Here is a 26,352-nt window from a genome sequence, read left to right as displayed (position 1 = left end):
TTATCCTGGCCTGTTGCGCATGGTGACGGACGCTCACGAAATGCTGTTCCCGTTCTCCGTTCCCGTATGGAACAAAATAAGAACATCTGTTATCGTGCCTGCATGAATGCACGCCATCACACATCTGTCCTGTCGCCTGTTCCGGACCGTCTGCGGCCTCCGAAACCGCACGCCATGGCGCGGGACCGGCAGGATGCGGGGCCGTCCGGAACAGCGGATATGCAGCCGCCACCGCTGCCGGGAAAGCCGCAGCTGGTGGAGGTCTTCGCGGACTCGCGGGATGTCGGCGCGGTGGGCTTCGCCCTGGCACAGATACCGCGCGCGCAGTCGATTCTGTGGGTGCAGGACCGCATGTGCGCGCAGGAGGTGGGGCAACCCCACGGCCGGGCGCTGGCCCGCTTCGGCGGCGACCCGGACAGGCTGATCCTGGCCTGCGCCCGTCATGCGGGGGATGTACTCTGGACAATGGAGGAGGGTCTGGCATGCCCGTCGCTTGGTGCCGTGATCGGAGAGATATGGGGCGAGCCGAAGGCGCTGGACTTCACCGCCACGAAACGCCTGGCAATGCGGTCGGAGCGGGTGGGGATACCTGCCTTCCTGATCCGTTTCGGCGGCGCGGTGGCCAGCGCCTCCGTGGCGCGGCGGCGCTGGCGTGTGGCCTCCGCCGCCTCCGCCCCGCACCCGCACCCGCACGATCCGCGCGCACCGGGGGAGCCACGCTGGCGCACCGAACTGTTCCGCGCCCGCGACGCGCGGCCCGGTACATGGGAGGGGGGATATGACCGCACGGCGCATCGTCTCCATCTGGCTGCCCCACTTCGCGATCCAGCGCTGGCGGCGGCGGCATTACGGCGAGAAGGCGACGGCTGAAACCGAACCGGTCGTGCTGGCCCGCCCCGGCCCCCACGGCCCGGTGATCCATGACATGAATGCCGCCGCCGTGGCGCTGGGCATGACACGCGGCGCGCGGGTCACCGACATGCGCACCCTGGTGCCCGACCTGCGGGTGGAGGAAGCGGAGGAACGGCTGGACCACGCCGATCTGGCCCGCCTGTCCCACTGGTGCCGACGCTGGTGCCCCTGGACCCGGACCGACGGGGCGGACGGGCTGATGCTCGACACCACCGGGGCCGATCACCTGTGGGGTGGGGAGGCGGCGCTGGTCGCCGACATGCGCCGGGCCTTCGCGCAACTGGGTCTGACCGCGCACATCGCCATCGCCCCGACGGTCGGCAGCGCCTGGGCCTTCGCCCGGCACGGGCAGGAGAAGGTGGAGACCTGTCTGCCCGACAGGCTGGCGGCACGGCTGGGTGCCCTGCCGGTGGCGGCGCTGCGGCTGGATGGCCATACGGTGCTGCTGCTGGAACGGCTGGGGCTTCGCACCATCGCGGCGCTGGCCGACATTCCCCGTGCCGCCATGGCCCGGCGGTTCCGCCATGGCACGCCCCTGCCCGCCAATCCGCTGGCGCGGCTGGATCAGGCCATGGGCCGGACCACGGAGCCTCTGGTCGCCGCCGCGATCACGGAACCGCTGCGCAGCCTGCGTACGCTGGCCGAACCGATCACGGAGATCGACAGCTTCAGCCATGTGCTGACCCACCTGATGCAGGATCTGGCCACACAGATGGAGGCACGCAACATCGGCGCCCGCTGCCTGCGTTTCAGCGGATTTCGTGTCGATGGCGGGGTCTCCGCCATCCAGGTCGCCACCAGCCGTCCCAGCCGCGAACCCGAGCATCTGGCAAGGCTGTTCGAGAACAAAATAGAAACATTTGATCCCGGCTTCGGGTTCGAGGTCATGGTGCTGGACGTGATCGATGGCCAGGACCTGGCCCTGACGCAGCCCGACCTGAGCGGTGAAACCGATACCGGCGTGGCCCTGTCACGGCTGATCGACCGGCTGATCGCGCGACTGGGGCGGCAGTCGGTGCTGCGGCCGCTGGGGCACGGCAGCCATGTGCCGGAGCGGGCGGAGATGCTGGTTCCGGCGGATACGGACATGCCACGCCCGGCAGCACGGGCCCTGTCGGCGGAAACATCGGAGTCTCCGCCCCCCCATCGCCCGTTGCGGCTGCTGCCCCGACCGGAGGAGGTGGAGGTGCTGCACGCCATTCCCGACGGTCCCCCGGCGCGTTTCATCTGGCGACGCCAGACCCATCGGGTGGTGCGCAGCGGCGGACCGGAGCGGATTGCACCGGAATGGTGGCGGGAGAAATCCATCGTGCGCCTGCGCGACTACTACAATGTGGAGGACAGCGACGGCCGTCGCTACTGGATCTATCGGGAGGGGGTGGCCGGTGACGGACGCGGCGGCAGCCCGCACTGGTTCATGCATGGGCTGGATGCCTGATGCCGGAAGCCCCGCTGACACCGGAGAAGCGCCGGATCCGCGACCCCGGCACGTTCCGCCCCAACCCGCCCGCAGCCTTCGTGGAGCTGGGCGTGGTCTCCAACTTCTCCTTCCTGCGCGGGGCCTCGGACCCGGTTGATCTGGTGCTGACCGCACACCTGCTGGGCTATGACGCCATGGGCATCGCCGACCGCAACAGCATGGCCGGAACGGTGCGGGTGCATGGGGAGGCGGCAACGGCAGGCCTGCGCCCGGTCATCGGCTGTCGTCTGGACCTGCTGGATGCGCCGTCCCTGCTGGCCTATCCGAAGGACCGGGCAGGCTATGGGCGCCTCTGTGCCCTGCTCTCCGCCGGCAAGATGCAGGACGCGGCGGGGGAATGGCAGCGCAAGGGTGTCTGCGACCTGTCACTGGCCATGGTGGCGGAGGCTCTGGGCACCGAACCGGCACAGGTGGTGCTGATCGCCATGCCGGGGGCGGACGTGGACCGCTTCGCCGCCGAGCTGCCGCGTCTGGTGCAGCATCTGCCCGGTCTCAGCCACATTGCGGCGACATATCTCTATCGCGGTGACGACCGGGCGCGGATCAACCATCTGGCACGGCTGGCCAGGGCACATGACCTGCGCCTGCTGGCCACCAACGACGTGCATTACCACACGCCTGCCCGCCGCCCGCTGCAGGACGTGATGACCTGCATCCGGGAGAAGGTGACGATCCGAAGTGCCGGGCATCTGCTGCATCCGAACGCGGAACGGCACCTGAAGTCCCCCGCCGAGATGCAGCGCCTGTTCGCCGACTGGCCGGAAGCGATCAGTGAAAGCCGACGCATCGCCGATGCCTGCCGCTTCTCCCTGTCGGAGCTGCGCTACGAATATCCGGAGGAGACGGTGCCGCATGGCCGGACCCCGGATGAGCAGCTTGCACGGCTGACCCGTGAGGGCGCGGCGGAACGCTATCCGGACGGTGTGCCGGACGATGTGCAGCAGACCCTGGACAAGGAACTCGCGCTGATCTCGAAAATGAATATTGCCCGCTATTTCCTTACGGTAAAGGACATAATTAATTTTGCACGCGGCGAAGAAATCCTCTGTCAGGGGCGTGGATCGGCGGCCAACAGTGCCGTCTGCTATTGCCTGAAGATCACCTCCGTCGATCCGGCGCAGCACCAGTTGCTGTTCGAACGCTTCATCTCCGAGGAGCGCAAGGAACCGCCCGACATCGACGTGGATTTCGAGCATGAGCGGCGGGAGGAGGTGATCCAGCACATCTATGCCCGCTATGGCCGCGACCGGGCCGGGCTGTGCGCCACCGTCATCCACTACCGCCCGCGCATGGCGATCCGGGAGGTGGGGAAGGTCATGGGCCTGTCGGAGGATGTGACCACCGCGCTGGCCCGCACCGTCTGGGGATCCTGGGGCGCATCGGTGGAGGACGGCATGGTGACGGAGGCCGGGCTGGACCTGTCGGACCCGCACCTGAAGCGCACCATCGCCCTGACGCATGAGCTGATCGGCATGCCCCGGCACCTGTCACAGCATGTCGGCGGCTTCATCCTGACCCAGCACCCGCTGGTGCAGACCGTGCCCGTCGGCAATGGCGCGATGGCCGACCGCAGCTTCATCGAATGGGACAAGGACGACATCGACACGCTGGGCATCCTGAAGGTCGATGTGCTGGCGCTGGGCATGCTGACCTGTATCCGCAAGGGCTTCGACATGCTGCGCGCGCACCATGGCCTGGACCTGTCGCTGGCCACCGTGCCGCAGGAGGATCCGGCGGTCTACGACATGCTCTGCAAGGGCGACTCGGTGGGCGTGTTCCAGGTGGAGAGCCGGGCGCAGATGAACATGCTGCCGCGTCTGAAACCGCGCACCTTCTACGATCTGGTGATCGAGGTGGCGATTGTCCGCCCCGGTCCGATCCAGGGCGACATGGTGCATCCCTACCTGCGCCGCCGCCAGGGCAAGGAGCCGGAGGTCTATCCCTCCCCCGGTCCCGAGCATGATCCGGACGAGCTGAAGAACATCCTGAAGCGGACGCTCGGGGTGCCGATCTTTCAGGAGCAGGCGATGAAGATCGCCATGGTTGCCGCCTGCTTCTCCCCCGTGGAGGCCAACCAGTTGCGCAAGGCCATGGCCACCTTCCGCTCGAAGGGACTGGTCAGCGAACACAGGGAGAAGATGGTCGGGCGCATGGTGGAACGCGGCTATGATCCGGAATTCGCGGAGCGCTGCTTCAGCCAGATCGAAGGCTTTGGCGAATACGGCTTTCCCGAGAGCCATGCCGCCAGCTTCGCCCATCTGGTCTATGTGTCGAGCTGGATGAAGTGCCACTATCCGGCGGTCTTCGCGGCGGCGCTGCTGAATTCCCAGCCCATGGGCTTCTATGCCCCCGCCCAGATCGTGCGCGACGCCCGGGAGCATGGCGTCACCGTGCGGGGCGTCGATGTGAACTACAGCGACTGGGACAATACGCTGGAGCCACTGCACCCCGGATTCCCGGATCAGGCCCCGGAGCGCCGGAGGGAAGGTGGAACAGGCACACCAGACCGTCCATCTTCCCCCCTTGCGGGGGAAGTGACCGCGCAGCGGTCGATGGGGGGTGAAGCCGCAGGCTGCAGCACAAGCATTCAACGCCATGTCGGCTTCGCCGATTCACCCCCATCCCGACCTTCCCCCGTCGAGGGGGAAGGCGCATCCGAGCCTGTCAGACCAATCGGCACCCATATGCAATCGCCCTCCCCCGACCAGCCGCAGACCTGCGCCCTGCGGCTGGGGTTGCGCCAGGTCACCGGCCTGTCGAAGGAGGATGCGGCCCGGCTGCTGCGCCATCGCGGCCGGCCCTATGACGGGGTAGAGGAATTGCGCAGCCGCGCCGGCATGTCGGCGCGGGGTATCCAGACCCTGGCGGCGGCGGATGCCTTCCGTTCCCTCGGGCGGGACCGGCGCGGGGCACTGTGGGATGCGCGCACGGTCAAGAACGCGCCCGACCTGCCCCTGTTCACCTGGCAGGAAACCCATGACGAGGGGCCGGACACCGATGTGCTGCTGCCCGCCATGCCCCTGAGCGAACATGTGGTCGCCGACTATCAGACGCTGCGTCTGTCGCTGAAGGCGCATCCGATGGAATTCCTGCGGGAGAAATACAGGGCGGAGGGCTTCACCACCGCCGACCGGCTGCGCGCCCTGGGCAATGGCCGCGCCGTCTCGATGGCCGGGATCGTGCTGATCCGCCAGCGCCCGGGCAGTGCGGCGGGAGTCGTCTTCATCACGCTGGAGGACGAGACCGGAGTCGCCAACCTGGTGGTCTGGCCCGATACCCTGAAACAGTACCGCCGCACCATCATGGGGGCGCGGCTGATGGCGGTGCATGGCATGGTGCAGATGGACGACGACGTGATCCACATCATCGCGAAGCGGCTGGTGGATGAAACCGGGCAACTGATCCATCTGTCCGACGACCTGATGCGGTCACCCATCGCCCGCGCCGATCATGTGACCAGCCCCCTGCCCGGTCACACGGCCCGCCACCCGCGCAACGTCCGCGTCATCCCGAAGTCGAGGGACTTTCACTGACGCGCGCGTTCAGTTGCCCGATCTTCCCGCACCGGCGCGGCCCTTCCGGGCTGCCGGATCAGTCCGTCAGGTCGGACCAGAATTCCTTCACCTTGTCGAAGAAGCCGTCCGTCTGGGGATGGTTGCGCTTGCCCCGGCCGTCCTTGCTCTCGGAGGCGAACTCTTCCAGCAGTTCCTTCTGGCGCCGTGACAGGTTCACCGGCACCTCGATCTCCGCCTGGATGTAGAGGTCGCCATAGGAGCCGCCGCGCAGTTGCGGCATCCCCTTGGCGCGCAGGCGGAACTGCTTGCCGGTCTGGGTGCCGGCGGGGATCGTCACCTTGGCGCGCCCGCCGTCGATGGTCGGCACCTCGACATCACCGCCAAGCGCCGCCGTGGTCATCGGGATCGGGACGGAGCAGAACAGGTTCATGCCCTCCCGCTCGAAGATCGGATGCGGGTTCATCGACAGGAAGATGTAAAGATCGCCCGGCGGTCCGCCGCGTGCGCCCGCCGTGCCCTCGCCCGAAAGGCGAATGCGCGTACCGTCCTCGACGCCCGCAGGCACATTGACCGACAGCGTCTTCTCCCGCTGCACCTGGCCATTGCCGTTGCAGTCGATGCAGGGATCGCTGATCACCTGGCCCTGGCCGCCACAGGCCGGGCACGTCCGCTCGATGGTGAAGAAACCCTGCTGCGCGCGCACCTTGCCCATGCCGTTGCAGGTACCGCAGCCTGTGGGCTCGGTCCCCGGCGTCGCACCGGAGCCCTTGCAGGTCTCGCAATTGACGGCGGTCGGGATCGTGACCTGCACCTGCTTGCCGATGAAGGCATCTTCCAGGTCGATCTGCAGGTTGTAGCGCAGGTCGTCACCACGGGCCGGGCCACCGCGACGTCCGCCGCGTGCACCGCCCATGAACTCGCCAAAGAGGTCCTCGAAGATATCGGAGAAGGAATTGGCGAAGTCGGGGCCGGATGCGCCGCCGCGTCCACCGCCGAAACCGCCGTTCTCGAACGCCGCATGGCCGAAACGGTCATAGGCCGCGCGCTTCTCGGCATCGCGCAGCACGTCGTAGGCTTCGGAAAGTTCCTTGAAGGTCTGTTCGGCCTGCGCATCCCCGGGATTGCGGTCGGGGTGATACTGCATCGCCTTCTTGCGATAGGCCTTCTTCAGGGTCGCGCCATCCACGTCGCGCGAAACCCCCAGCATCTCGTAATAGTCGGTCTTTGCCATCAGTCTCCGCCCCTCCAGTCAGCCGGAACGAACGGCACTGGCCCTGAACAAATGCTCCGGACCAGTGCCGCCGTCAACGCTCCGTTGCCTGTCAGGCAGACTTCTTCTTGTCGTCGTCGACTTCCTCGAAGTCGGCATCGACAATGTCGTCATCCGCAGACTTGGCGCCGCCTTCGGCACCGCCCTCGCCGGCGTCGCCGTCACCGGCCTCCGCCTGCTGGGCGTACAGCTGCTCACCCAGCTTCATGGAAAGCTGTGCCAGCGCTTCGGTCTTCTGCTTGATGGCGTCGCCGTCGTCGCCTTCCATGGCCGACTGAAGATCCGTCATCGCCGCTTCGATACTGCTGCGGGTCTCGGCATCGACCTTGTCGCCCAGTTCGGACAGGCTCTTCTCCGTGGTGTGGATCAGACCCTCGGCCTGGTTGCGGGCCTCGACCGCGTTGCGCCGCTTCTCGTCCTCGGCCTTGTTGGCTTCCGCCTCCTTGACCATGTTCTCGATGTCGGCGTCGGACAGGCCACCCGAGGCCTGGATGCGGATCGACTGTTCCTTGTTCGTGGCCTTGTCCTTGGCCTGAACATTGACGATGCCGTTGGCATCGATGTCGAACGTCACCTCGATCTGCGGCACGCCACGCGGTGCGCCCGGAATGCCGACGAGGTCGAAGTTGCCCAGCAGCTTGTTGTCAGCCGCCATCTCGCGCTCACCCTGGAAAACCCGGATGGTCACGGCGGACTGATTGTCCTCTGCCGTGGAGAACACCTGGGACTTCTTGGTCGGGATCGTCGTGTTGCGGTCGATCAGGCGGGTGAAGACACCACCCAGCGTCTCGATACCCAGCGACAGCGGCGTCACGTCCAGCAGCAGCACGTCCTTGACGTCGCCCTGCAGCACGCCCGCCTGGATCGCGGCACCGATGGCCACGACCTCATCGGGGTTCACACCACGGTGCGGTTCCTTGCCGAAGAATTCCTTCACGGTCTCGATGACCTTGGGCATGCGGGTCATGCCGCCGACCAGAACGACTTCGTCGATCTCCGCCGCCGTCAGACCGGCGTCCTTCAGGGCCGCCTTGCAGGGGGCAACGGTGCGCTGCACCAGGTCACCGACCAGGCTCTCGAACTTGGAGCGGCTGAGCTTCAGCGTCAGATGCTTCGGACCCGAGGCATCGGCGGTGATGTAGGGCAGGTTGATGTCCGTCTGCGTCGCCGAGGACAGTTCCACCTTCGCCTTTTCGGCGGCTTCCTTCAGACGCTGCAGGGCCAGCTTGTCATTGCGCAGATCGACCGAGTTCTCCTTCTTGAACTCGTCCGCGAAATAATTGACCAGCACCATGTCGAAGTCTTCGCCACCCAGGTAGGTATCGCCGTTGGTGGAGCGCACTTCAAACACGCCGTCGCCGATCTCCAGCACGGAGATGTCGAAGGTACCGCCGCCCAGGTCATAGACCGCGATGATCTTGTTCTCGCCGGACTTGTCCAGGCCATAGGCCAGGGCCGCAGCCGTCGGCTCGTTGATGATGCGCAGCACTTCCAGACCGGCGATCTTGCCGGCGTCCTTGGTGGCCTGACGCTGTGAATCGTTGAAGTAGGCAGGAACCGTGATCACGGCCTTGTCCACCGTCTCGCCCAGATAGGCTTCGGCGGTTTCCTTCATCTTCTGCAGGATGAAGGCGGAGATCTGCGACGGCGCGTACTTCTCGCCATTGGCCTCGACCCAGGCGTCACCATTGTCCGCCTTGACGATCTCGAAGGGGGCTGTCTTGGCGATCTCGTTCGCCACATCGTCGCCGTAGGGGCGGCCGATCAGGCGCTTGATCGCAAACAGGGTATTGGTCGGATTGGTCACTGCCTGACGCTTGGCGGCCTGTCCGACAAGGCGCTCACCATCGGGGCTGAAGGCAACCATGGACGGCGTGGTACGCGCGCCCTCGGCATTCTCGACGACCCTGGCATTGGTGCCATCCATAACGGCCACACACGAATTCGTGGTGCCCAGATCGATCCCGATCACTTTCGACATCTGCTTCCTCTTCTATTGTGGCCGACGCGGTTGGCCCTTGCAGGCACCGCCCGCGCCCCCTTGCAGTTCGGTTCGTGTTCGCACCGGCGGTTCCGGGAACCGTTGCAACGACTGTCACAATCATGCCGACGCGAACTGCTATATAGGGGGGTGCCCCATGGCCCGCAACCCAAGCACCCCTGCGATTTCCGACATGTTCCGAATTGCCACTTTCAACATTGGCCTCGCCCGGCTGCACCTGCTGGGACAGACCCTGCGCGAGGGCGTGCCCCACCAGACCGCGCGCCTGCCCGCGATCTGCGCCTGGCTCAACCGCAATGAGGAACAGGTCGATGCGTGGCTGCTGCAGGAGGCCTATGGCAGGGATGTTGTCGCGCAATTGGCCCGATCCACCGGATTCCGGGTGGTTGCCGCACGGGAGATCGGCCCCGATACCGGACTGGTCATGCTGATCCGCCGGGATCTCAGAATCGGACAGCCGGCCACCCGGCAGTTTCCCCCTGTCGATTGGGTGGAGCGTTTCATCGCCCGCAAGGGCATGCAGTTCGTCGATCTGGAGGTGGCGGGCCAGCGATTCCGGCTTGGCAACATGCACACCAGCTATGACGGTCGCGGGCGACAGAAGATCGCCGCGATGGCACCGGATTTCCGCTGGCGCCAGGTCAGCATGGCGCTGGATGCGATGGCGGAGGCACCCGGAGACCACACACTGGTGCTCGGCGGTGACTTCAACGCCGCGGCTGCCTTCGAACCGGAGACCTTTGGTCTCGGTGCCTCCCGGGGCTGGAAGGACGCGCGCGTGGATGCGGTCGAATGGGACGATGCCGGGGTGACAAGCTGGTCGAATGCGAACCCGATCATCAATGGCGACAGCCCGGATCAGGACATCGACCACATATGGGTCCGGCCAGCGGGTCCCGACCTGGCCCTGCGCAGCCGACATGTCGCGACCCGGCATACGGTGCCCCTGCCCGACGGACAGATGATCCCGCTCTCCGACCACTATGGTCTGGCCGTCGGGATCGACACGGCGCTACCCTGACCGGCGGAGACTCAGGGGAGAACATCATCCATGACCACCGGGACCGACGATCTGCTGAACAGCCCGCCCGCCCGGGCACAGGCCCCGACCGAGGAGGCTTGGCGTGCGGCCTGGGACGCGGCCGGCCTGTCCAGGGCCACGCCTGTCGTGCAGGCCGTGAGTGGCGGACTGCGGGCCGACCATCTCGACTGGGTCTTCGCCAGCGGCTACCAGGCCGCCATGCGCCACTGCTTCCCGGAACTGCCTGCCGGTGGCTGGGCCGCCCTCGCCGCCAGCGAGGACCGGCATGAGCCGGAGAAGCATCCCGGTGTCATGCTGACGCGCGACGGGGATACATGGCGGGTGAACGGGTTCAAGTCCTGGGTGGCGCAGTCGCGGCATCTGGATCACCTGATCATCACCGCGCGTGCGGCGGGCGAGGAACAGGAAAAGCCGCGCCACGCGATCCTGCTGGACAGCCAGGCGCCGGGGGTCACCCTTTCGCATCGCGACAAGGCAGGTTTCCTGCCCCGCATGAGCCAGGGTTTTGCCGCCATGGACAATGTGGCGGTGCCGGAGGCCGGACGGCTCGGCGACAACCGGCTGCGTCCCTTCGTGCGTGCGGAATCGGCCTATGTCCTGCTCGCCGGGGCTGCGTTTCTCTGGGCGCATGTCGCGTCATCACACGCTGAACTGGCGGACCGGCTGCGGCAGATCGTGACCGGTCTGGACACCTGCTGTCAGGACCCGATGCAGCACCCGAAGGAGATTGCACGGCTGGATCTCCAGATTCAGGAAATTGTGAAGAACGTCACGCAAATACCTGAAATCATGCAAATACCTGACTGGAAATCGGACCAGAAGGTGCTGAGCATCTACAGCGAAGGCCTGCAACGCCGCGCCGCGCGTTCCTGACGCCGTTGGCATGAACGAAGCATCGACCGGCTTTGACCTGATTGCCGTGGTGGACTGGTCCGCCGCCGCCAGCCCCGGCCCCGCGCGTCCGACAGAGGATCGTGTCTGGCTGGCATGGGGCACGGCCGATGAACGGCCATCACCGGTCTATTGCCGCACACGAAACGACTGTCTGGATCATCTGGAGGAACTGGTCCGGCGGACGGGCGGCAATGCCCTGATCGCCTGGGATTTCCCCTTCGGCTATCCGGCGGAGAGCGGGCTTGGCGGTGGGCGGGACATTGCCACCCGACTGGCCAGGCTGATTGAGGATGGTCCCAGGGACCGCAACAATCGCTTCGCCGTGGCCAATGATCTCAACCGCGCCCTCGGCTCCGGTTCCGGCCCCTTCTGGGCCAGACCCGCAGGGGTTGCCGCGGATACGGTCCCGGAGAAGAAACCCGACTTCACGCGCTTCCCCTTCCCCGAGTGGCGCATCGTCGAGCGTCACACACGCCAGCTCGGATTCCCCACGATCCAGAGCGTCTGGAAGCTCTATACCACCGGCTCCGTCGGCTCCCAGGCGCTCATGGGTCTCGCGGCGATCCAGCGGCTGAATGACCGGCTGGCGGATCATGTCACGGCCCGCTGGTGGCCCTTCGAGACCGGCTGGTCAGCAAGGCTGGACGGGCTTGTGCATGTGGAATGCTGGCCCAGTCTGTTCGATATTTCCGCCGCCCCCTGGCCGATACGGGATCAGGCACAGGTCGCGGTCACGCGGGATGCAATCATGGCTTGGCAGCGGGATGGCATGCTCGCTTCCCGGCTGTCCGCACCGGACTGGCTGACCGGCGACGACCACGACAAGGTCAGCCGGTCGGAGGGGTGGATCCTGGGTCTGCCAGATCCCTGACTTCCTCCGCCAGCCATGCCAGGCATTGCGCCCGGTCGGCCCTGAAGTCATCCGCGATCCAGCGCGCCTCCAGCCTGTGCAGCAGTTCGCCCATCTCCGGCCCCGGTCGGACGTTCGCTGTCATCAGGTCGCGGCCCCGCAGGGGAAACGCGGGGATCGGCCAGTCTGCGATCAGCGCCTGCACGTCCCTGTCCACCACCTCTCCCCGCGCCGTGGCGAGAACGCTGCGGTCCATCATGGCCTGCCTGCCATCGTGATAGAGCGCGATACGGGTGGCTGCCGGGCTGGTGAGCGAATCCGCAGGATGCCGGACCGCCAGTACCAGCCGTCGTGCATCGGCCTTCGGGAGCTTCCAGCGTCCGGAGATCGCGCTGGCTGCCGCCTGATCCGGGATCATCGCCGCGAGCCGCAGGATCGCGTCACGCGTGACCGGAAGGCCCCGGGCCAGGTCCAGTTCAGCGGCTATCGCGGCGAGAATGCCGGTATCCGCCATCTCGGCCAGCATGGGTGCCGGGTCCGGCGCGGCCAGAAGCTTCCCCATTTCCAGCCAGATTCTCTCGACCGACAGGCGCTGCAGGCCACCCAGATGCGCCGCACAGGCCTCCGCGCCCGACCTGTCACGGATCGGCCAGCCCAGCATGGCGTGAAACCGGAAGAAGCGGAGAATGCGCAAATAGTCTTCCCGGATACGCTCCGACGCCGAACCGATGAAGCGGATCACCTGCGCCTTCAGGTCCGCACGTCCCTGCCCCAGCGGATCGTGCAGTGCGCCGTCCGGGTCCAGGTAGAGCGCGTTGATCGTGAAATCGCGCCGCATGGCGTCCCGTGCCCAGTCGGTCGTGAAACTGACCACCGCACGGCGGCCATCGGTTTCCACGTCGGCGCGCAGGGTGGTGATCTCGAACGGCCTGCCCCCGGCGATCACCGTGATCGTGCCATGTTCGATACCGGTTGGTATGGACTTCAGGCCCGCCGCCGCGGCGGCGGCCATGACAGCCTCCGGCAGCAGGGATGTCGCCATGTCGATATCTCCGACAGGCCGTTGCAGCAGGCAATCGCGAACCGCCCCGCCGACCACACGCACCTGCCCGCCCGCCGCGCTGATCGCGGCAACGACGGCGGTGAAGGCCGGATCGTCCTGCCATGGCGTGTCGATCCTGATGGTGGGTTCCTCCGGGTTGCGGTGCGCCCTGACGCAGGGCGAGAATGCAGATAGCACTCCACCGCCAAGGGAGCACGATCCGTGTCGGAAAATGAAGCCCATCTGAAGGATGTCTATGCCGCAGGCGGCGACGCCTCCGCCCTGAGCCGCAGCTATGATGGCTGGGCACAGGCCTACGATGCGGACATGAGCGGCTGGGGCTACCGTCATCCGGCGATCATTGCGGGCATGGTCGGGCGACATGCGCCCTCGCCGCAGACGGTAATTCTGGATGCGGGATGCGGCACGGGTGTGCTGGGGGAAACGCTGGCCGTGCTGGGGTACACGGCAATCGACGGGATCGACCTGTCGGAAGGCATGCTGCGGGTGGCGGGCAGCAAGGGCTGCTATCGCGACCTGAAACAGCAGATGCTGGGCGAGGTGCTGGATTTCGCCACCGGATCATACGACGCCATCGTCAGCTCCGGCGTCATGACACCGGGTCACGCACCCGCGACCTGCCTGCACGAACTGGCGCGCATCCTGAAGCCGGGTGGCCACATGATCCTGACCATCACCGAACAGGCCTGGGCCGACAGCTACGGGGCTGCCGTCAGCGGTCTGGTGGCAGACGGCACCCTCTCAGGGGCGGACGAGAGCCAGCGCTATGTCAGCCTGCCCGGCGCGCCGGAGGCGGAACGCCTGCCGGCGCGGGTGCACGTGCTGCGCCGGACCTGAGCACGGCGGCAGCACGTTGCCCGATGCCCGGTGCCCGATTACTCGGCGGGCGCGGCTTCCAGACGCTGTTCGATCTGACGCCAGGTCTGCGACAGTTCCGGCTTGCCCAGGCGGCCAAGGTGATCGGCCCAGGAACCGGCGATGTCTGCCGCAATACCACCCAGCGCGAGGCTGAGGTGATGGGCTGCCCAGTCGATCTGGTGCTTTTCGATTGCCATGCTCGTTGACATGATATTTCTCCATCTGTTTCACGTTCGCTGTTGCATCTCCGGTGCCACGAATTAGTTCAGTGAAATCAGATGGTTGGAAATTCGTGATGGTGAACCGTGCAGGGATTGCCGGGTCATGTCTGCCGGGGGAGGCAAGGAATGACGTTTACAACGACGGAGATCGCGGCACGCGGGATGCGTTTCACCGCCGATATGGCAGGCGATGAAACGTCAGCCGAGGCGGTGATCTTCCTGCATGGGTTCCCGAACTCCCGCCACAGCTGGACCGAGCTGCTGCAGGCTGTGGCAGGGGCAGGCTATCGTGGCATTGCCCCGGATCAGCGCGGCTATTCACCCGGTGCGCGGCCTGAAGGGATTCAGGCCTATCAGGTAAGCGAGATCGTGGCCGACGTGGTGGCCATCGCGGATTCGCTGGGCCTTGGCAGGTTTCACCTCGTCGGCCATGACTGGGGCGGGCAGATCGCCTGGGCGACCGCCGCCGCACACCCCGAGCGGCTGCTGAGCCTGACCGTGCTCTCCCGCCCGCATCCGGCAGCCTTTGCCGCCGCCTTCCGCAACGACCCGGCCCAGGCCAACCGGTCCCGCCACCACAAGGCGTTTCAGGATCCGGAGATGGCGGACCGGCTGTTGCAGGATGATGCGCAGGCGCTGCGCAACACGCTCTGCTTCGAGAATGCGTCCGGGCTGTTCGGCGCCGATGATGCCAGCGCGCCACCGGCAAAGCGGCGCATGTCCGACGAACTGGCGTCGCGTCACCTCTCCGTCCTGGGCAACAGGGATGCGCTGGATGCCGCACTCAACTGGTACCGGGCGGCCTTCTCGGGTGAGTCGACACTGGCCAGGGACGACTTTCCCGGCATCAATGTGCCCACGCTTTACATCTGGGGGCGGGAGGACATGAGTGTCGGCGAACGCGCCGCCATCACGACGCAGGATCATGTCAGCGCCGCCTGTACCTTCGAGGCGCTGAAGGGTGTCGGACATTTCGTGGCGGAGGAAGTACCGGAGGAGACGGCACGTCACCTGCTGGCGCACCTGCGCCTGAACCGAGCCGGAGGAAAATCCCGTGGCTGATCCGATCGCGTTTCACTTCGACTTCATCTCCCCCTACGCCTGGCCCGGCGCGGTGGGGATCGAGGCACTGGCGGCGCAGCATGGCCGCACGGTCGACTGGCATCCGATGCTGCTGGGCGTCTCCGTCATGAAGACCATGGGCCTGCCGCCGCTGATGGATACACCGCTGAAGGGCGACTACATCCGCATGGACGTGCCCCGGATCTACCGGTTTCACGGGCTGGACTACCGCCCTGCCGTGCCGGATTTCGTGACCTCCCCCTTTGCGCCTGCGCGGCTGTTCTGCTGGATGCTGGCGCAGGACCGGACGCGGGCGACGGATGCCGCGCGGGACATGCTGCGCGCGCACTGGTCGGAAGGCATTGATGTTTCACAGAAGGACAATGCGGTCGCCATCGCCGCCCGGCATGGCTTCGACAGGGACGCCGCCAGCGCCGCCCCCGATGATCCCGAGGTGAAGGAGATGCTGAAGGATGCCTGCAACCGCTCCGTCGCCGCAGGCGTGTTTGGCAGCCCGAGCTTCATCGTCGATGGCGAATTGTTCTGGGGCACCGACCGGCTGCCGCAGATCGCCTGGACGCTGGAGCAGGCTTCAGCGTGATGGCTGGGGCGGCCCCGCCACCGGCGCGATCTGCACCCGCTCCCGCCGTCGGCCCCAGTCGCCCGGCGGGCCGCTGAACCGGCCGGGCAGCGGCGTGCCGCACCAGACGCAGCCACCATGATCGTCCAGGTGCCAGTCTGAAAGCTGGTGCCAGTCGCGACCGATCAGCATCCCGCCGCAGCCCGCGCACCAGGTGGACTGGGCCTGCTTGTGATGGATATTGCCGACATAGGCATGCCGGACCCCGGCCCTGAGCGCGATGTTGCGCGCCCGGAACAGGGTCTCCGGCGGGGTCCGTTCCCTGTCCAGCATCCGGAAGTCCGGGTGGAAGGCGGTGAAGTGCATCGGCACGTCCGGCCCCAGCCGCTCCACGACCCAGGCCGTCATGGCCTCCAGCTCCGCATCCGAGTCGTTCTCGCCGGGAATCAGCAGGGTGGTGATCTCCACCCAGACATCCGTTTCACGCACCAGATACTCCAGCGTCTCCTTGACGGGACCGAGTTGCGAACCCGTGACACGGCGGTAGAAATCCTCGCTGAACGCCTTCAGGTCCACATTCGCCGCATCCATGTGGGCGTAGAACTCCGCGCGCGGTTCGGCGCAGATGTAGCCCGCCGTGACGGCCACGTTCTTCACCCCGACCTCGTGACAGGCGATGGCCGTATCGACGGCATACTCCAGGAAGATCACCGGGTCGTTGTAGGTATAGGCGACGGAGGTGCAGCCCAGCCGGACCGCCGTCTCCGCCAGTGCCGCGGGCGGCGCGGCATCGGCCAGCGTGTCCATCTGGCGGCTCTTCGACATGTCGTGATTCTGGCAGAAGTGGCAGGTCAGGTTGCAGCCCGCGGTGCCGAACGACAGCACCGGGGTGCCGGGATGGAAATGGTTCAGCGGCTTCTTCTCGATGGGGTCGATGCAGAACCCGGAGGAGCGCCCGTAGGAGGTCAGCACGATCTCGTCGCCCTGCCGCGCCCGCACGAAGCACAGCCCCCGCTGCCCGTCGTTCAGACGGCAGTAGCGCGGACAGACCTCGCAGCGGATGCGTCCATCATCCTGCCGGGAGTAGTAGCGCCCGGAAACGGTGCCGACATGGGTGTTCATGCCGCCATGGTGCCGCAAGTCGCGGCCCTTGTCACAGCAGCGTCCGGACGGCGGGCAGCAGCGGGTCGTCGGCGGGGGGCATGGCATAGGTTTCAAGCTCGGCCGCCGTCGCCCAGGCAAGCCGCTGCCCCTCCTGCCCCGTCGGTTCGCCCTGCCAGTCGCGGCAGGCATAGAGTGGCATCAGCAGGTGGAAATCTTCGTAGGTGTGGCTGGCGAAGGTGAGCGGTTGCAGGTCCTCCGCGCGCAGGGTGATGCCCAGTTCCTCCGCGCATTCGCGCACCAGGCAGGCTTCGGGTGTTTCGCCAGCCTCCACCTTGCCGCCCGGAAACTCCCAGAGGCCAGCGAGGTTCTTGCCCTTCGGCCGTTCCGCGAGCAGGACCCGGCTGTCGCGGACCAGCGCGATGGCGGCGACGAGGACCAGTTTCATGGCCTGACCGAAGGAATAGCAGTCCCACCCCCACACACGCCGTGCCCGGGCTTGACCCGGGCACCCAGGGTGCCGCGCAGACGTCGGCGCATGGGCTCGCGGATCAAGTCCGCGAGCGTCGTGAGAGATGGAGAGGGTGTTTTGACAGTCCCACCCCCACTCACGCCGTGCCCGGGCTTGACCCGGGCATCCAGGGTGCCGCGCAGACGTCGGAGCCTAGGCTCGCGGATCAGGTCCGCGAGCGTCGTGGGTGTTGGAGAGAAGGTGGTCGGAGTCACGAACGGTAGTCGGCGTTGATGTCGATGTAGCCGTGGGTCAGGTCGCAGGTCCAGATGCGGGCAGCGCCGTCGCCGATGCCGAGTTCAACCTCGATATGGATCTCCTGCCCCTTCATGTGCGGGATGATGTCGGCCTCACGATAGTCCGGGGACAGGCCGCCGTTCTCGGCAATCGTGACCCCGCCGAAGCGGACGCCCAGCCGGGAACGCTCGACCGGCTCGCCGGACTTGCCGATGGCCATGACGACACGGCCCCAGTTGGCGTCCTCCCCCGCGATGGCGGTCTTCACCAGCGGCGAGTTGGCGATGCAGAGCGCGATGGTCCGGGCGGAGGCGGCGCTGGTGGCACCGGTGACATCGACCGTGACCAGCTTGGTCGCCCCCTCCCCGTCGCGGGCGATCAGGACCGACAGGTCGCGCAGCACATCCTCCAGAGCCGCCCTGAAGTCATCCAGCGCCGGATCTTCGGCCGAGCTGATGGCGGGCTGTCCCACCGCCTTGCCGGTGGCGAACAGCAGACACATGTCGGAAGTCGACATGTCACCGTCCACCGTCACGCAGTTGAAGGTGCGGTCGGTGATTGCGGGCAGCAGCGCCTGCAGCACCGACGCGGGCAGCGCGGCATCGGTCACCACATAGGCCAGCATGGTCGCCATGTTCGGCGCGATCATGCCCGAACCCTTGGCGATGCCGTTGATGGTCACGGACGCGCCGCCGATGTTCACGGTCGCGGTCGCGCGTTTCTCGAAGGTATCGGTGGTCAGGATGCCTGCCGCCGCCCCGGCCCAGCCATTGGCGCTGATGCTCGCCATGGCCTGCGGCAGGGCCGCCGTCAGCTTCGCGACCGGCAGCAGTTCACCGATCACCCCGGTGGAAGCCGCCAGCACCTCATCGGCGCTGCATCCGACCAGCTCGGCAGCAGCCCTGGCCGTGGCCTCCACGTCGGCCTCGCCCTTCGCGCCAGTGAAGACATTGGCATTGCCCGCGTTCACCACCAGCGCCCGCGCCAAGCCCTTGCCCAGGTGGCGCGCGTTCCAGACCACCGGCGCCCCGGCAGTCGTGGAGGTCGTCTGCACCCCGGCAACGGTCGTCCCCGGTGCAAAGCGGAAGAACGTCAGGTCCGGCCGGCCCTTGTAGCGCAGACCGGCGGAGATGCTGCCCAGCTCGCAGCCGTCGATCGGCGGCAGATCGGGCTGTGACTTGGGCGCAAGGGGGGAGACGGGCAAGGCAGCGGCCATGGGGATCGTCCTGAAAGAGGTGTGAACTGGCAGGCGAAAGTGCGTCAGAGGCTGGGGCGCGCACCGGCGACGGTTGTCCGGTGCAGCCTGCGACGGAATCCGTCGTAGTCATTCATCGCGTTGTGCTGGACACAGCGGTTGTCCCACATGGTCAGCGTTCCGGGCTGCCAGCGCACGCGGCAGGTGAACTCCGCACGGGTCGAATGGGCATTGAGGAAATCAAGGATGGGGCGGCTCTCCGCCTCCGTCATGTCCTCGAACCGGATCGAATAGACCGGATTGATGAACAATGCCTTCCGGCCCGTCTCCGGGATCGTGCGCACTGCCGGATGGCAGAGTTCCGCGTGCGCCTCTTCCGTGTTGATGATGGTCATGGCCCGCCTGGCCGTGCCGAACAGCTTGTTGTCGACACCATAGGGACGCCGCGCGGAGTGGACGACCCGCATCCCCTCCAGCATTCGCTGCATGCCCCTGGAGAGGGTTTCGAACGCCATGTACATGTTGGCGAACATGGTATCCCCACCGAAGGGCGGCACTTCCTTGGCATGCAGGATCGTGGCGCGCGGCGGTGCCTCCTGAAAGCTCCAGTCGGAGTGCCAGCTACCACCGAAGTTCTTCACGCCGATCTCGCTGGCTTCCTTGATCACCTCAATGACTTCAGGATGTTCCGGCATTGTCTTCACATATGGCTCGACACCGAATTCGCCGAACAGACGCGTGAAACGCTTCTGGTCTTCAGGCTCCAGATGCTGGTTGCGGAATATGATGACGCTATGATCGGCAAAGGCCTGCTCGATCTCCGCCACCACGGCATCACTGAGGCCGGAGGTCAGATCGACACCATCGATCTCGGCCCCCATGACGCCGGTCAGCGGCGTGACACCGATATGGCTGTAGTCGTTGTCCGCAAGTGCGCTCATGTGCGTATCCTCCCGTCCCCATGCTCCGTGCGGGGGCTTTTCGTGGATTGTCCCGCCCCGGAAGGTACAAGGCAAGGCCCCTGACGGGCCAGGGTCACGCGCCCTTCTCCCAGCCCCGCTCCCCCTGTTTCCAGTAGGTCACGCTGTGACCAGCCGAACGCGCCATGCGCCAGCGGTCGCGGGCTCCGGCCACCGCGTCCTCATCCCGTCCGTCGAAAAGGTCGAGACAACGGTCGTAGCCTTCCAGGTCCGCCGCAGCCACGCCATCGACCAGCAGCAGCACGGTCGCCCCGGCGGGATTGTCCGCGCCTGAGGTCAGCCAGACAGGCTGCGACGCGCCATGACCATCCTCCGCACAGCCATGCGGCAGGAAGGCATCCTTGCGATAGATCCAGAGCAGGTCGTTGAGCGCCTTGACCCGCCCGTCGTCCCCTGCCCGCACCACAGCCTTCATGCCGCGCTCCACCACCTTCTCAAGCAGTTCCGGAAGCGCTGTTTCCAGCGGCTTCCGGGTCAGGTGATAGAAGGCGACATCGGCCATGCTTGTCCGGATCAGCTCTCGTAGTAGCGCCTGACGAGCTCGTCCAGCAGCCGCACGCCATAGCCCGTGCCGCCCTTCGGCGCGGTGGCGGAGGCCTTCTGCGACCAGGCGACACCGGCGATGTCCAGATGCGCCCAAGGCACATCATTGACATAGCGCTGCAGGAACTGTGCTGCGGTGATCGAACCCGCACCACGTCCCGTGCCGATGTTGCGCATGTCGGCGATCTGCGACTTCAGGTCGGCATCGTAGTTCTTGTGCAGCGGGAAGCGCCAGAGCTTCTCCTCCACCGCCTTGCCGGCCTCCTGCAGGCGCTCCGACAGCTCGTCATTGTTGGAGAACAGGCCGGCATGCTCCGATCCCAGCGCCACGATGATGGCACCGGTCAGAGTGGCGAGATTGACCATGAACTGCGGCTTGAAACGGTCCTGCGTGTACCAGAGCGCATCTGCCAGGACCAGCCGTCCCTCCGCGTCCGTGTTCAGAACCTCGATGGTCTGACCGGACATGGAAGTGACCACGTCACCGGGGCGCTGCGCATTGCCGTCGGGCATGTTCTCGACCAGGCCGACAACACCCACAGCGTTCACCTTGGCACCGCGCCCGGCAAGCGCCGCCATGGCACCGATCACGGCGGCGGAACCACCCATGTCCCACTTCATGTCCTCCATGCCGGCAGCGGGCTTCAGGGAGATGCCGCCGGTATCGAAGGTCACGCCCTTGCCGATGAAGGCGACCGGGGCACTGTTCTTGCGGCCACCGTTCCACTGCATCACCACCAGGCGGCTCTCCCGGACGGACCCCTGCCCGACACCCAGCAGCGCGCCCATGCCAAGATTCTTCATCTGGGCCTCGCCCAGCACCTCGACCTTCACGCCCAGCTTCGTCAGTTCCTGGCAACGGTCAGCCAGGGTCTGCGGGTAGAGGATGTTGGGCGGCTCCGACACCAGATCGCGGGTCAGGAACACACCTTCGGCGACGCGTTCCAGTGACGCGAAGGCATCCCGCGCGGCAGCGGCCGACCGGGCACCGATGGTCAGCGTCTCCAGCGTCGGCTTGTCCTCGTCCTTCAGTTTCGTGTGGTACTTGTCGAAACGATAGCTGGCGAGGCGCGCACCAACGGCGATATGCGCCTGGATCGCGCCCTTGGTCAGCTTGGTCTTCGACGCCAGTCCATCCGAATCGATGACGATCTTGCCCTGCTTCACGCCGGAATTGGCCCAGGTCGCGTAGGTCTTGCCGCCCAGGGCCTCCAGATCATTCTGGGTCATGTCGGCGGGATCGCCGACGCCAAGCAGCAGGATCCGGTCCAGCCGGGTACCGCGCGGGGCCAGGATCTCGGCCTGCTGTCCCTTGTTGCCGGAGAAGCGGGAGGCACGCAGCACCTGCTTGATCGCGCCCTCCGTGGTCTTGTCCAGTTCGGTTGCAGCGGGCGACAGCTTGCCCCCCTTGCCGATGGCAACAGCGATCGCGCCGCGCCCCGGAATGGCTCCACCCTTGATCTCGATTTCCATCTGTTTCCGCCCGCTCCCGATTGATTCCTGCCGGACACCGGACCGGTGCCCCTTTCATGTCGCATATATTGCAGCGTTTGGCGGGGTGCGCAAACGCCGCGAATTGTGAGCGCTGCCCCATCTTTAACATGACGCCATGAAGGCTATACTCCGCGGCCATGCGCGCCCTCAGTCGATACATGATCCGCACGGCCATCGGTCCGTTCCTGTTTGTCACGTCGGTGCTGACCGGCGTGATCTGGATCGTGCAGGCGCTGCGCTTCGTCGACGAGATCATCAATTACGACATGACGGCCAGCGCATTCGCCTACATCTCGCTGCTGCTGCTGCCGCAACTGTTGCCTGTCACGATGCCGATCGGCCTGTTCTGCGGCATGCTCTACGCCTACTGGCGACTGTCCACGGACAGTGAACTGGTGGTGATGCGTGCGGCGGGTCTCAGCCGGATGCGACTGGCGCGGCCCGGCATCATCCTCGGCTGTGCCTGTGCCGCCGTTGTCGCCTCCATGACCTTCTACTTCATGCCGCTGGCCAACACGACGATGCGCGATACCCGCTTCGCCTGGCATTACATCTATTCGACGCTGGTGCTGCGCGAACAGCAGTTCACACCGCTGCAGAGCAAGCTGACGGTATACGTCCGCGAACGTCATCCAGGGGGTGAACTGCGCGGGTTGCTGATCCAGGACGACCGGGACAAGAACAAGACCGTCACGATGATGGCGGAAAAGGGCACCATCATCCGCAGCGACGATGGCCCGAAGATCCTGCTGCTCAGCGGCAACCGCCAGGAACGGGACACCAACAGCGGCGACGTCAGCCTGCTGTTCTTCGACAGCTATACGCTGGAAGTGAACATGTTCGGCAGTTCCGTACCCGTCCGGCCCAAGAAGCTGGAGGAACTGAGCATCCTTACCCTGCTGGAAACCGGCGCCGGGCTGACGGGCGATGCCTACTGGCGGCAGCAGGCGGAGGCGCACAAGCGGGTCGCCCTGCCGCTGCTGGCGCTCACCTTCAGCCTGATCGCCATCGCCGCGATCCTGTCGGGCGAATTCGACCGCCGCGGACAGGGACGGCGCATCCTTGTTGCCTGCATCGCTGCGGGACTGGTCCAGGGCGCCGCACTGGCCCTGGTACAGGCCGGCGGCAGTTCACCGTTCGCTCTCGTGCTGCTCTACCTCCTGATCGCCAGCGGCATCGGGGTCAGTCTCTACATGATCAGGCCCGGTGCAGGTGGCGGCGCTGCAGCGACCGCGCCGCCGCCTCCTGATTTCTCCTCCGCCCGAACCGCGGGAGGGGATTGAGAATGCTTCAGACGCTGGGCGTCTACATCGGCCGGCAATTCCTGATCGGCGCCGGTATCGTGCTTGGCCTGCTGGTGGTGGTCATGTTCACGGTCGAGGTCATCGAACACCTGCGCAAGGCAGGTGACCGTCCGGATGTCACGATATTCGCCGTCATGCAGCTTTCCCTGATGAAGCTGCCTGCCACGATCCAGAAGCTCTGGCCCTTCGTTTTCCTGTTCGGCGCCATGCTGGCGCTTACCCGTCTGGCGAATTCCAGCGAGCTTGTCGTGGCCAGGGCGGCAGGAGTCTCGATATGGCAGATCCTGACGCCTCTGCTGCTGGTCTCAGCAATCGCCGGCGCGATCCTGGTGACCGTGGTCAATCCTGTCGGCGCGGCGCTGAGCGGGCGATATGACCAGCTGAGCAACCGGTACTTCAAGGGCGAGAGCAGCCTGATCAGCGTGTCGGTACGCACGGGGCTCTGGTTGCGTGAAGTCAACAGGACGGGGCATCAGGTGATCCATGCGAACAGTGTCTCGGGTGACGGGGAAATCCTGAACGACGTGACGATCTTCACCTATGGCCTGAACGACACGTTCGACAGCCGAACGGACGCGGAGCGCGCGAGACTGGTCGAGGGTGCCTGGCTGCTGGAGAACGCGCGCATCACCTCGCCGAACGGTCCGCGCCAGTTGCTGCCACGGACCAGCATCCCGACGACCCTCACGTTCGCCCAGATCGTGGACAGCCTTGCCGCGCCGGAAACCCTGTCGTTCTGGGAACTGCCGAGCTTCATCGGCTTGCTGGAACATTCCGGGTTCAATGCGCTGTCGCATCGCCTGTACTGGAACTCCCTGCTGGCGCTGCCGCTGCTGCTGTCGGCCATGGTGCTGCTGGCAGCTACCTTCTGCATCCGCCTCAGCCGCCGCAAGGGCGGCACCGGCTGGGTCTTCTTCTCCGGTGCCATGGCCGGCTTCAGCGTCTTCTTCATCACCGATCTGGTGGAAGCATTCGGCTCCGCGGGCAAGCTGCCCATCATTCTCGCCGCCTGGACGCCCGCTGCTGTCACGACCATGTCAGCGGTCGCGGCCATGTTCCATCTGGAAGACGGATGAGGGCACGTCGCGCCGAAATCGCGGGGCTGCTGGCCCTGTTGCTGCTGACCATCGCCCTGTTGATACCGGGCGCGGTGCATGCGCAGTCGGACGACCCGGCATTGCCGACCGAGCTTGAAGCCGACGAGATGATCTACGAACGCGATCTGGGCATCGTCACGGCGCGCGGCAATGTCGAGATCACCCAAGGTGAACGGATCCTGTTCGCCGACGTCGTCACCTACAACGAGCGCGACGACATTGTCACCGCAACCGGGAACGTCATGCTGCGGGAGCCGAGCGGCGATGTCGCCTTCGCCGAGTACGTCGAGCTGTCTGACGGCTTCAAGCAGGGCATCATTCGCGAGATCCGGGTCCAGCGCGCCGACCGCAGCCGCCTCTCGGCCCGCGTGGCCAGGCGTGAGGGCGAGGACCGTACCGTGCTGGAACGCGCCGTGTTCACCCGCTGCGAGTCCTGTGCCGAACATCCCGACCGGCCACCGATCTGGCAGATCAAGTCCGGCAAGGTAACCCGTGACGTAGCGACGGAGATCGTCGAGTACGAGGACGCCATGTTCGAGATGTTCGGCGTACCGGTCTTCTATACGCCGTACTTCTACCACCCCGACCCGACCATCGACCGCAAGAGCGGCATCCTGACCCCGATCATCGGATCATCGACGGAACTGGGCGGCCAGCTGACCCTGCCCCTCTATGTGGTGCTGGATGACACCAGTGACCTCACCTTCAGTCCACGCATCACCACCAAGGAAGGTGCGGTCTTTGGCGGTGAATACCGCAAGCGTTTCGACAACGGCACATTCGATACCACTGGCTCCATCACCTATGTGGACGAGGTCGACATCGGCAACCGCAAGACCGGTGCGGAGGAATTTCGCGGCCATATCCAGTCCGCAGGCCGGTTCGACGTCGGCCGGGGTTTCGAATCCGGTTTCGACCTGAACCGGGCCAGCGACGATACCTATCTGCAACGCTACGATATAAGTTCTGCCGACGTGCTGACCTCCGACCTCTATCTCCGGGGCATTCGTGGCCGTCATGCCGCGTCGGTCGAGTTCTTCGCCTTCCAGAGCCTGCGGCAGAACGACAAGGACGGGGACACCCCCTTCGTGCTGCCACTGGCGAGTTATTCCACGAGTACGGAGCCATCCGTCGGCGGGCGGCTGGACGGCACACTCAGCGCCGTCGCCCTGCAACGTACCAGCGGACGTGATACGCGCAGGCTGTCGCTGGAGGGTGACTGGGCCGCCGATCACATTGGCCAGTTCGGTGATCTGATGACATTCGGCCTGCACCTTCGCGGTGACGGCTACATGATCTCGGAGGCCCAGAGTACCGACATCACGGCGGTGAACGACGACGAGGTCACCGGTCGGATCTGGCCCATGGCCAGCCTGATGTGGCGGTTGCCGATGGTGAAACAGGAAGGCCGCCTGATGCAGACCGTCGAGCCGGTGGTGCAGGTCATCGCCTCCCCGGGCGGCGGCAATCCCGATGCCATTCCGAACGAGGACTCGCAGAGCTTCGAGTTCTCCGAAGCCAATCTTTTCGAACGCAATCGCTTTGTCGGCTTCGACCGGATCGAAAGCGGCAGCAGGGTGAACTATGGCCTGCGGCTCGGCCTGCACGGAGAGGGCGGCGGGCGGACGGACCTGATCATCGGGCAGTCGATCCGCCTCAACCAGACAAGCTCCGCCAATGTCGGCACGGGTCTGGAGGACCGCTTCTCCGACTTCGTCGGACGCCTGAGCATCGCACCGTCGGATCTGGTCAATTATTCGCTGCGGTTCCGCTTTGATGCGGACGGACCGACCGTGGAACGCCATGAGCATCAGATCGAGGCAGGCGACGAACGCTATCGCCTGAAGCTCGGTTATGTTTCACAGGCCGCAATCGGCGGCGGCGTCGCCATCGGCAATGTGGAGGAACTGAACATGGAGGCATCGGCCGCCGTGGCTGACTCCTGGAAGATGTTCGGCGCCTACCGCCACGACCTGACCCGCTCCGGCGGTTCCCTGCGTGCCGAGATCGGTCTGCAGTACCTCGACGAATGCTTCGACTTCCAGATCGGTGCCGTGCGTGACTTCACCAGTGACAGGGATATCGAGGCGTCAACGTCCGTGTTCGTCCGGGTCCAGTTGCTCGGCCTGAACTGACGCCGC

General features: G+C 65.9%; 22 protein-coding genes. 12 read left to right on the top strand and 10 right to left on the bottom strand.

Annotated features, from left to right (window positions below):
* The first annotated feature begins 219 nt into the window (after positions 1-219).
* From QGV55_RS07310 to QGV55_RS07300, 3 genes are read left to right on the top strand one after another with little or no spacing between them, the layout of a single operon-like run.
* The gene (locus QGV55_RS07310) at positions 220-870 is read left to right on the top strand and encodes a hypothetical protein (protein ID WP_281017492.1); all 651 of its coding nucleotides are present in this window, start codon (positions 220-222) and stop codon (positions 868-870) included.
* Entirely contained in the window at positions 779-2,350 is a 1,572-nt protein-coding gene (locus QGV55_RS07305; protein ID WP_281017493.1) for a DNA polymerase Y family protein, read from the top strand. The genes QGV55_RS07310 and QGV55_RS07305 overlap by 92 nt, the downstream gene beginning before the upstream one ends.
* Entirely contained in the window at positions 2,350-5,925 is a 3,576-nt protein-coding gene (locus QGV55_RS07300) for an error-prone DNA polymerase (protein ID WP_281017494.1), read from the top strand. The genes QGV55_RS07305 and QGV55_RS07300 overlap by 1 nt, the downstream gene beginning before the upstream one ends.
* 58 nt (positions 5,926-5,983) lie before the next feature.
* Here the strand turns inward: QGV55_RS07300 and dnaJ are convergent, their stop codons facing one another.
* Both dnaJ and dnaK read right to left on the bottom strand, forming a co-directional pair.
* A complete protein-coding gene (gene dnaJ, locus QGV55_RS07295) occupies positions 5,984-7,138 on the bottom strand; it encodes a molecular chaperone DnaJ (RefSeq protein ID WP_281017495.1) in 1,155 nt (384 codons plus the stop codon).
* A gap of 91 nt (positions 7,139-7,229) precedes the next feature.
* The gene (dnaK, locus tag QGV55_RS07290) at positions 7,230-9,158 is read right to left on the bottom strand and encodes a molecular chaperone DnaK (protein ID WP_281017496.1); all 1,929 of its coding nucleotides are present in this window, start codon (positions 9,156-9,158) and stop codon (positions 7,230-7,232) included.
* A gap of 157 nt (positions 9,159-9,315) precedes the next feature.
* Between dnaK and QGV55_RS07285 the strand changes: the two genes are divergently transcribed.
* Genes QGV55_RS07285 through QGV55_RS07275 form a run of 3 tightly spaced genes read left to right on the top strand, consistent with a single transcriptional unit; the run spans position 9,316 to position 11,986 of the window.
* Complete coding sequence (locus tag QGV55_RS07285; RefSeq protein WP_281017497.1) at positions 9,316-10,200, top strand: endonuclease/exonuclease/phosphatase family protein; 885 nt, start codon at positions 9,316-9,318, stop codon at positions 10,198-10,200.
* A 30-nt stretch (positions 10,201-10,230) separates the two neighbouring features.
* On the top strand, positions 10,231-11,094 hold the full coding sequence (locus tag QGV55_RS07280; RefSeq protein WP_281017498.1) for an acyl-CoA dehydrogenase family protein: 864 nt from the start codon (positions 10,231-10,233) through the stop codon (positions 11,092-11,094).
* Between the two features lie 10 nt (positions 11,095-11,104).
* The gene (locus QGV55_RS07275; RefSeq protein WP_281017499.1) at positions 11,105-11,986 is read left to right on the top strand and encodes a hypothetical protein; all 882 of its coding nucleotides are present in this window, start codon (positions 11,105-11,107) and stop codon (positions 11,984-11,986) included.
* Here QGV55_RS07275 and QGV55_RS07270 read toward each other — a convergent pair.
* Positions 11,943-13,205: a CCA tRNA nucleotidyltransferase gene (locus tag QGV55_RS07270; protein ID WP_281017500.1), complete on the bottom strand. Its 1,263-nt coding sequence runs from the start codon at positions 13,203-13,205 to the stop codon at positions 11,943-11,945. The genes QGV55_RS07275 and QGV55_RS07270 overlap by 44 nt on opposite strands.
* Before the next feature lie 24 nt (positions 13,206-13,229).
* On the opposite strand from QGV55_RS07270, the gene QGV55_RS07265 reads away from it, so the two are divergent.
* Positions 13,230-13,865 carry a class I SAM-dependent methyltransferase gene (locus QGV55_RS07265; protein ID WP_281017501.1) on the top strand — a complete coding sequence of 212 codons (636 nt, stop codon included), beginning with the start codon at positions 13,230-13,232 and terminating at the stop codon, positions 13,863-13,865.
* Between the two features lie 38 nt (positions 13,866-13,903).
* On the opposite strand, the gene QGV55_RS07260 is transcribed toward QGV55_RS07265, so the two are convergent.
* Positions 13,904-14,095, bottom strand: coding sequence for a hypothetical protein (locus QGV55_RS07260; protein ID WP_281017502.1), 192 nt, complete (start codon positions 14,093-14,095; stop codon positions 13,904-13,906).
* 138 nt (positions 14,096-14,233) lie between these two features.
* Between QGV55_RS07260 and QGV55_RS07255 the strand changes: the two genes are divergently transcribed.
* Together QGV55_RS07255 and QGV55_RS07250 are read left to right on the top strand one after the other, a co-directional pair.
* Positions 14,234-15,169: an alpha/beta hydrolase gene (locus QGV55_RS07255; protein ID WP_281017503.1), complete on the top strand. Its 936-nt coding sequence runs from the start codon at positions 14,234-14,236 to the stop codon at positions 15,167-15,169.
* Positions 15,162-15,770 carry a 2-hydroxychromene-2-carboxylate isomerase gene (locus tag QGV55_RS07250; protein ID WP_281017504.1) on the top strand — a complete coding sequence of 203 codons (609 nt, stop codon included), beginning with the start codon at positions 15,162-15,164 and terminating at the stop codon, positions 15,768-15,770. The genes QGV55_RS07255 and QGV55_RS07250 overlap by 8 nt, the downstream gene beginning before the upstream one ends.
* On the opposite strand, the gene amrS is transcribed toward QGV55_RS07250, so the two are convergent.
* The 6 genes from amrS to QGV55_RS07220 all read right to left on the bottom strand — a co-directional run bounded on the left by amrS (position 15,762) and on the right by QGV55_RS07220 (position 21,789).
* Positions 15,762-16,871: an AmmeMemoRadiSam system radical SAM enzyme gene (gene amrS / locus QGV55_RS07245; protein WP_281017505.1), complete on the bottom strand. Its 1,110-nt coding sequence runs from the start codon at positions 16,869-16,871 to the stop codon at positions 15,762-15,764. The two genes, QGV55_RS07250 and amrS, sit on opposite strands and share 9 nt — an antisense overlap.
* Before the next feature lie 31 nt (positions 16,872-16,902).
* Positions 16,903-17,298, bottom strand: a complete 396-nt coding sequence (locus QGV55_RS07240) for a (deoxy)nucleoside triphosphate pyrophosphohydrolase (RefSeq protein WP_281017506.1) — start codon at positions 17,296-17,298, stop codon at positions 16,903-16,905.
* A gap of 274 nt (positions 17,299-17,572) precedes the next feature.
* Complete coding sequence (gene argJ / locus QGV55_RS07235) at positions 17,573-18,814, bottom strand: bifunctional glutamate N-acetyltransferase/amino-acid acetyltransferase ArgJ (RefSeq protein ID WP_281017507.1); 1,242 nt, start codon at positions 18,812-18,814, stop codon at positions 17,573-17,575.
* Between the two features lie 44 nt (positions 18,815-18,858).
* The gene (locus QGV55_RS07230; RefSeq protein ID WP_281017508.1) at positions 18,859-19,734 is read right to left on the bottom strand and encodes a TauD/TfdA family dioxygenase; all 876 of its coding nucleotides are present in this window, start codon (positions 19,732-19,734) and stop codon (positions 18,859-18,861) included.
* 94 nt (positions 19,735-19,828) lie between these two features.
* A complete protein-coding gene (locus QGV55_RS07225; protein ID WP_281017509.1) occupies positions 19,829-20,275 on the bottom strand; it encodes a DNA polymerase III subunit chi in 447 nt (148 codons plus the stop codon).
* A gap of 11 nt (positions 20,276-20,286) precedes the next feature.
* The gene (locus QGV55_RS07220) at positions 20,287-21,789 is read right to left on the bottom strand and encodes a leucyl aminopeptidase (RefSeq protein WP_281017510.1); all 1,503 of its coding nucleotides are present in this window, start codon (positions 21,787-21,789) and stop codon (positions 20,287-20,289) included.
* 179 nt (positions 21,790-21,968) lie between these two features.
* On the opposite strand from QGV55_RS07220, the gene QGV55_RS07215 reads away from it, so the two are divergent.
* Genes QGV55_RS07215 through lptD form a run of 3 tightly spaced genes read left to right on the top strand, consistent with a single transcriptional unit; the run spans position 21,969 to position 26,346 of the window.
* On the top strand, positions 21,969-23,093 hold the full coding sequence (locus QGV55_RS07215; RefSeq protein ID WP_281017511.1) for an LptF/LptG family permease: 1,125 nt from the start codon (positions 21,969-21,971) through the stop codon (positions 23,091-23,093).
* Positions 23,094-23,095: 2 nt separating this feature from the next.
* Positions 23,096-24,190: an LPS export ABC transporter permease LptG gene (lptG, locus tag QGV55_RS07210; protein ID WP_281017512.1), complete on the top strand. Its 1,095-nt coding sequence runs from the start codon at positions 23,096-23,098 to the stop codon at positions 24,188-24,190.
* Positions 24,187-26,346: an LPS assembly protein LptD gene (gene lptD, locus QGV55_RS07205; RefSeq protein ID WP_281017513.1), complete on the top strand. Its 2,160-nt coding sequence runs from the start codon at positions 24,187-24,189 to the stop codon at positions 26,344-26,346. Before lptG ends, lptD begins: the two co-directional genes overlap by 4 nt.
* Positions 26,347-26,352 lie beyond the last annotated feature (6 nt).

This window comes from Minwuia sp. IMCC3009 (genome assembly GCF_029909415.1).
Taxonomy (GTDB): domain Bacteria; phylum Pseudomonadota; class Alphaproteobacteria; order Minwuiales; family Minwuiaceae; genus Minwuia.
The sequence above is the reverse complement of the archived record's forward strand: the minus strand, read 5'-3'. Positions and strand labels throughout refer to the sequence as shown.

Excerpts from the sequence above, each read along its gene's own strand:
- QGV55_RS07310 (WP_281017492.1), top strand. The coding sequence starts at position 220 with ATGCAGCCGCCACCGCTGCCGGGAAAGCCGCAGCTGGTGGAGGTCTTC.
- QGV55_RS07230 (WP_281017508.1), bottom strand. The coding sequence starts at position 19,734 with ATGAGCGCACTTGCGGACAACGACTACAGCCATATCGGTGTCACGCCG.
- dnaK (WP_281017496.1), bottom strand. The coding sequence starts at position 9,158 with ATGTCGAAAGTGATCGGGATCGATCTGGGCACCACGAATTCGTGTGTG.
- QGV55_RS07275 (WP_281017499.1), top strand. The coding sequence starts at position 11,105 with ATGAACGAAGCATCGACCGGCTTTGACCTGATTGCCGTGGTGGACTGG.
- lptG (WP_281017512.1), top strand. The coding sequence starts at position 23,096 with ATGCTTCAGACGCTGGGCGTCTACATCGGCCGGCAATTCCTGATCGGC.
- QGV55_RS07225 (WP_281017509.1), bottom strand. The coding sequence starts at position 20,275 with ATGGCCGATGTCGCCTTCTATCACCTGACCCGGAAGCCGCTGGAAACA.
- amrS (WP_281017505.1), bottom strand. The coding sequence starts at position 16,871 with ATGAACACCCATGTCGGCACCGTTTCCGGGCGCTACTACTCCCGGCAG.
- QGV55_RS07215 (WP_281017511.1), top strand. The coding sequence starts at position 21,969 with ATGATCCGCACGGCCATCGGTCCGTTCCTGTTTGTCACGTCGGTGCTG.
- QGV55_RS07280 (WP_281017498.1), top strand. The coding sequence starts at position 10,231 with ATGACCACCGGGACCGACGATCTGCTGAACAGCCCGCCCGCCCGGGCA.
- lptD (WP_281017513.1), top strand. The coding sequence starts at position 24,187 with ATGAGGGCACGTCGCGCCGAAATCGCGGGGCTGCTGGCCCTGTTGCTG.
- QGV55_RS07285 (WP_281017497.1), top strand. The coding sequence starts at position 9,316 with ATGGCCCGCAACCCAAGCACCCCTGCGATTTCCGACATGTTCCGAATT.
- QGV55_RS07260 (WP_281017502.1), bottom strand. The coding sequence starts at position 14,095 with ATGTCAACGAGCATGGCAATCGAAAAGCACCAGATCGACTGGGCAGCC.
- dnaJ (WP_281017495.1), bottom strand. The coding sequence starts at position 7,138 with ATGGCAAAGACCGACTATTACGAGATGCTGGGGGTTTCGCGCGACGTG.
- argJ (WP_281017507.1), bottom strand. The coding sequence starts at position 18,814 with ATGGCCGCTGCCTTGCCCGTCTCCCCCCTTGCGCCCAAGTCACAGCCC.
- QGV55_RS07305 (WP_281017493.1), top strand. The coding sequence starts at position 779 with ATGACCGCACGGCGCATCGTCTCCATCTGGCTGCCCCACTTCGCGATC.
- QGV55_RS07220 (WP_281017510.1), bottom strand. The coding sequence starts at position 21,789 with ATGGAAATCGAGATCAAGGGTGGAGCCATTCCGGGGCGCGGCGCGATC.
- QGV55_RS07240 (WP_281017506.1), bottom strand. The coding sequence starts at position 17,298 with ATGAAACTGGTCCTCGTCGCCGCCATCGCGCTGGTCCGCGACAGCCGG.
- QGV55_RS07300 (WP_281017494.1), top strand. The coding sequence starts at position 2,350 with ATGCCGGAAGCCCCGCTGACACCGGAGAAGCGCCGGATCCGCGACCCC.
- QGV55_RS07255 (WP_281017503.1), top strand. The coding sequence starts at position 14,234 with ATGACGTTTACAACGACGGAGATCGCGGCACGCGGGATGCGTTTCACC.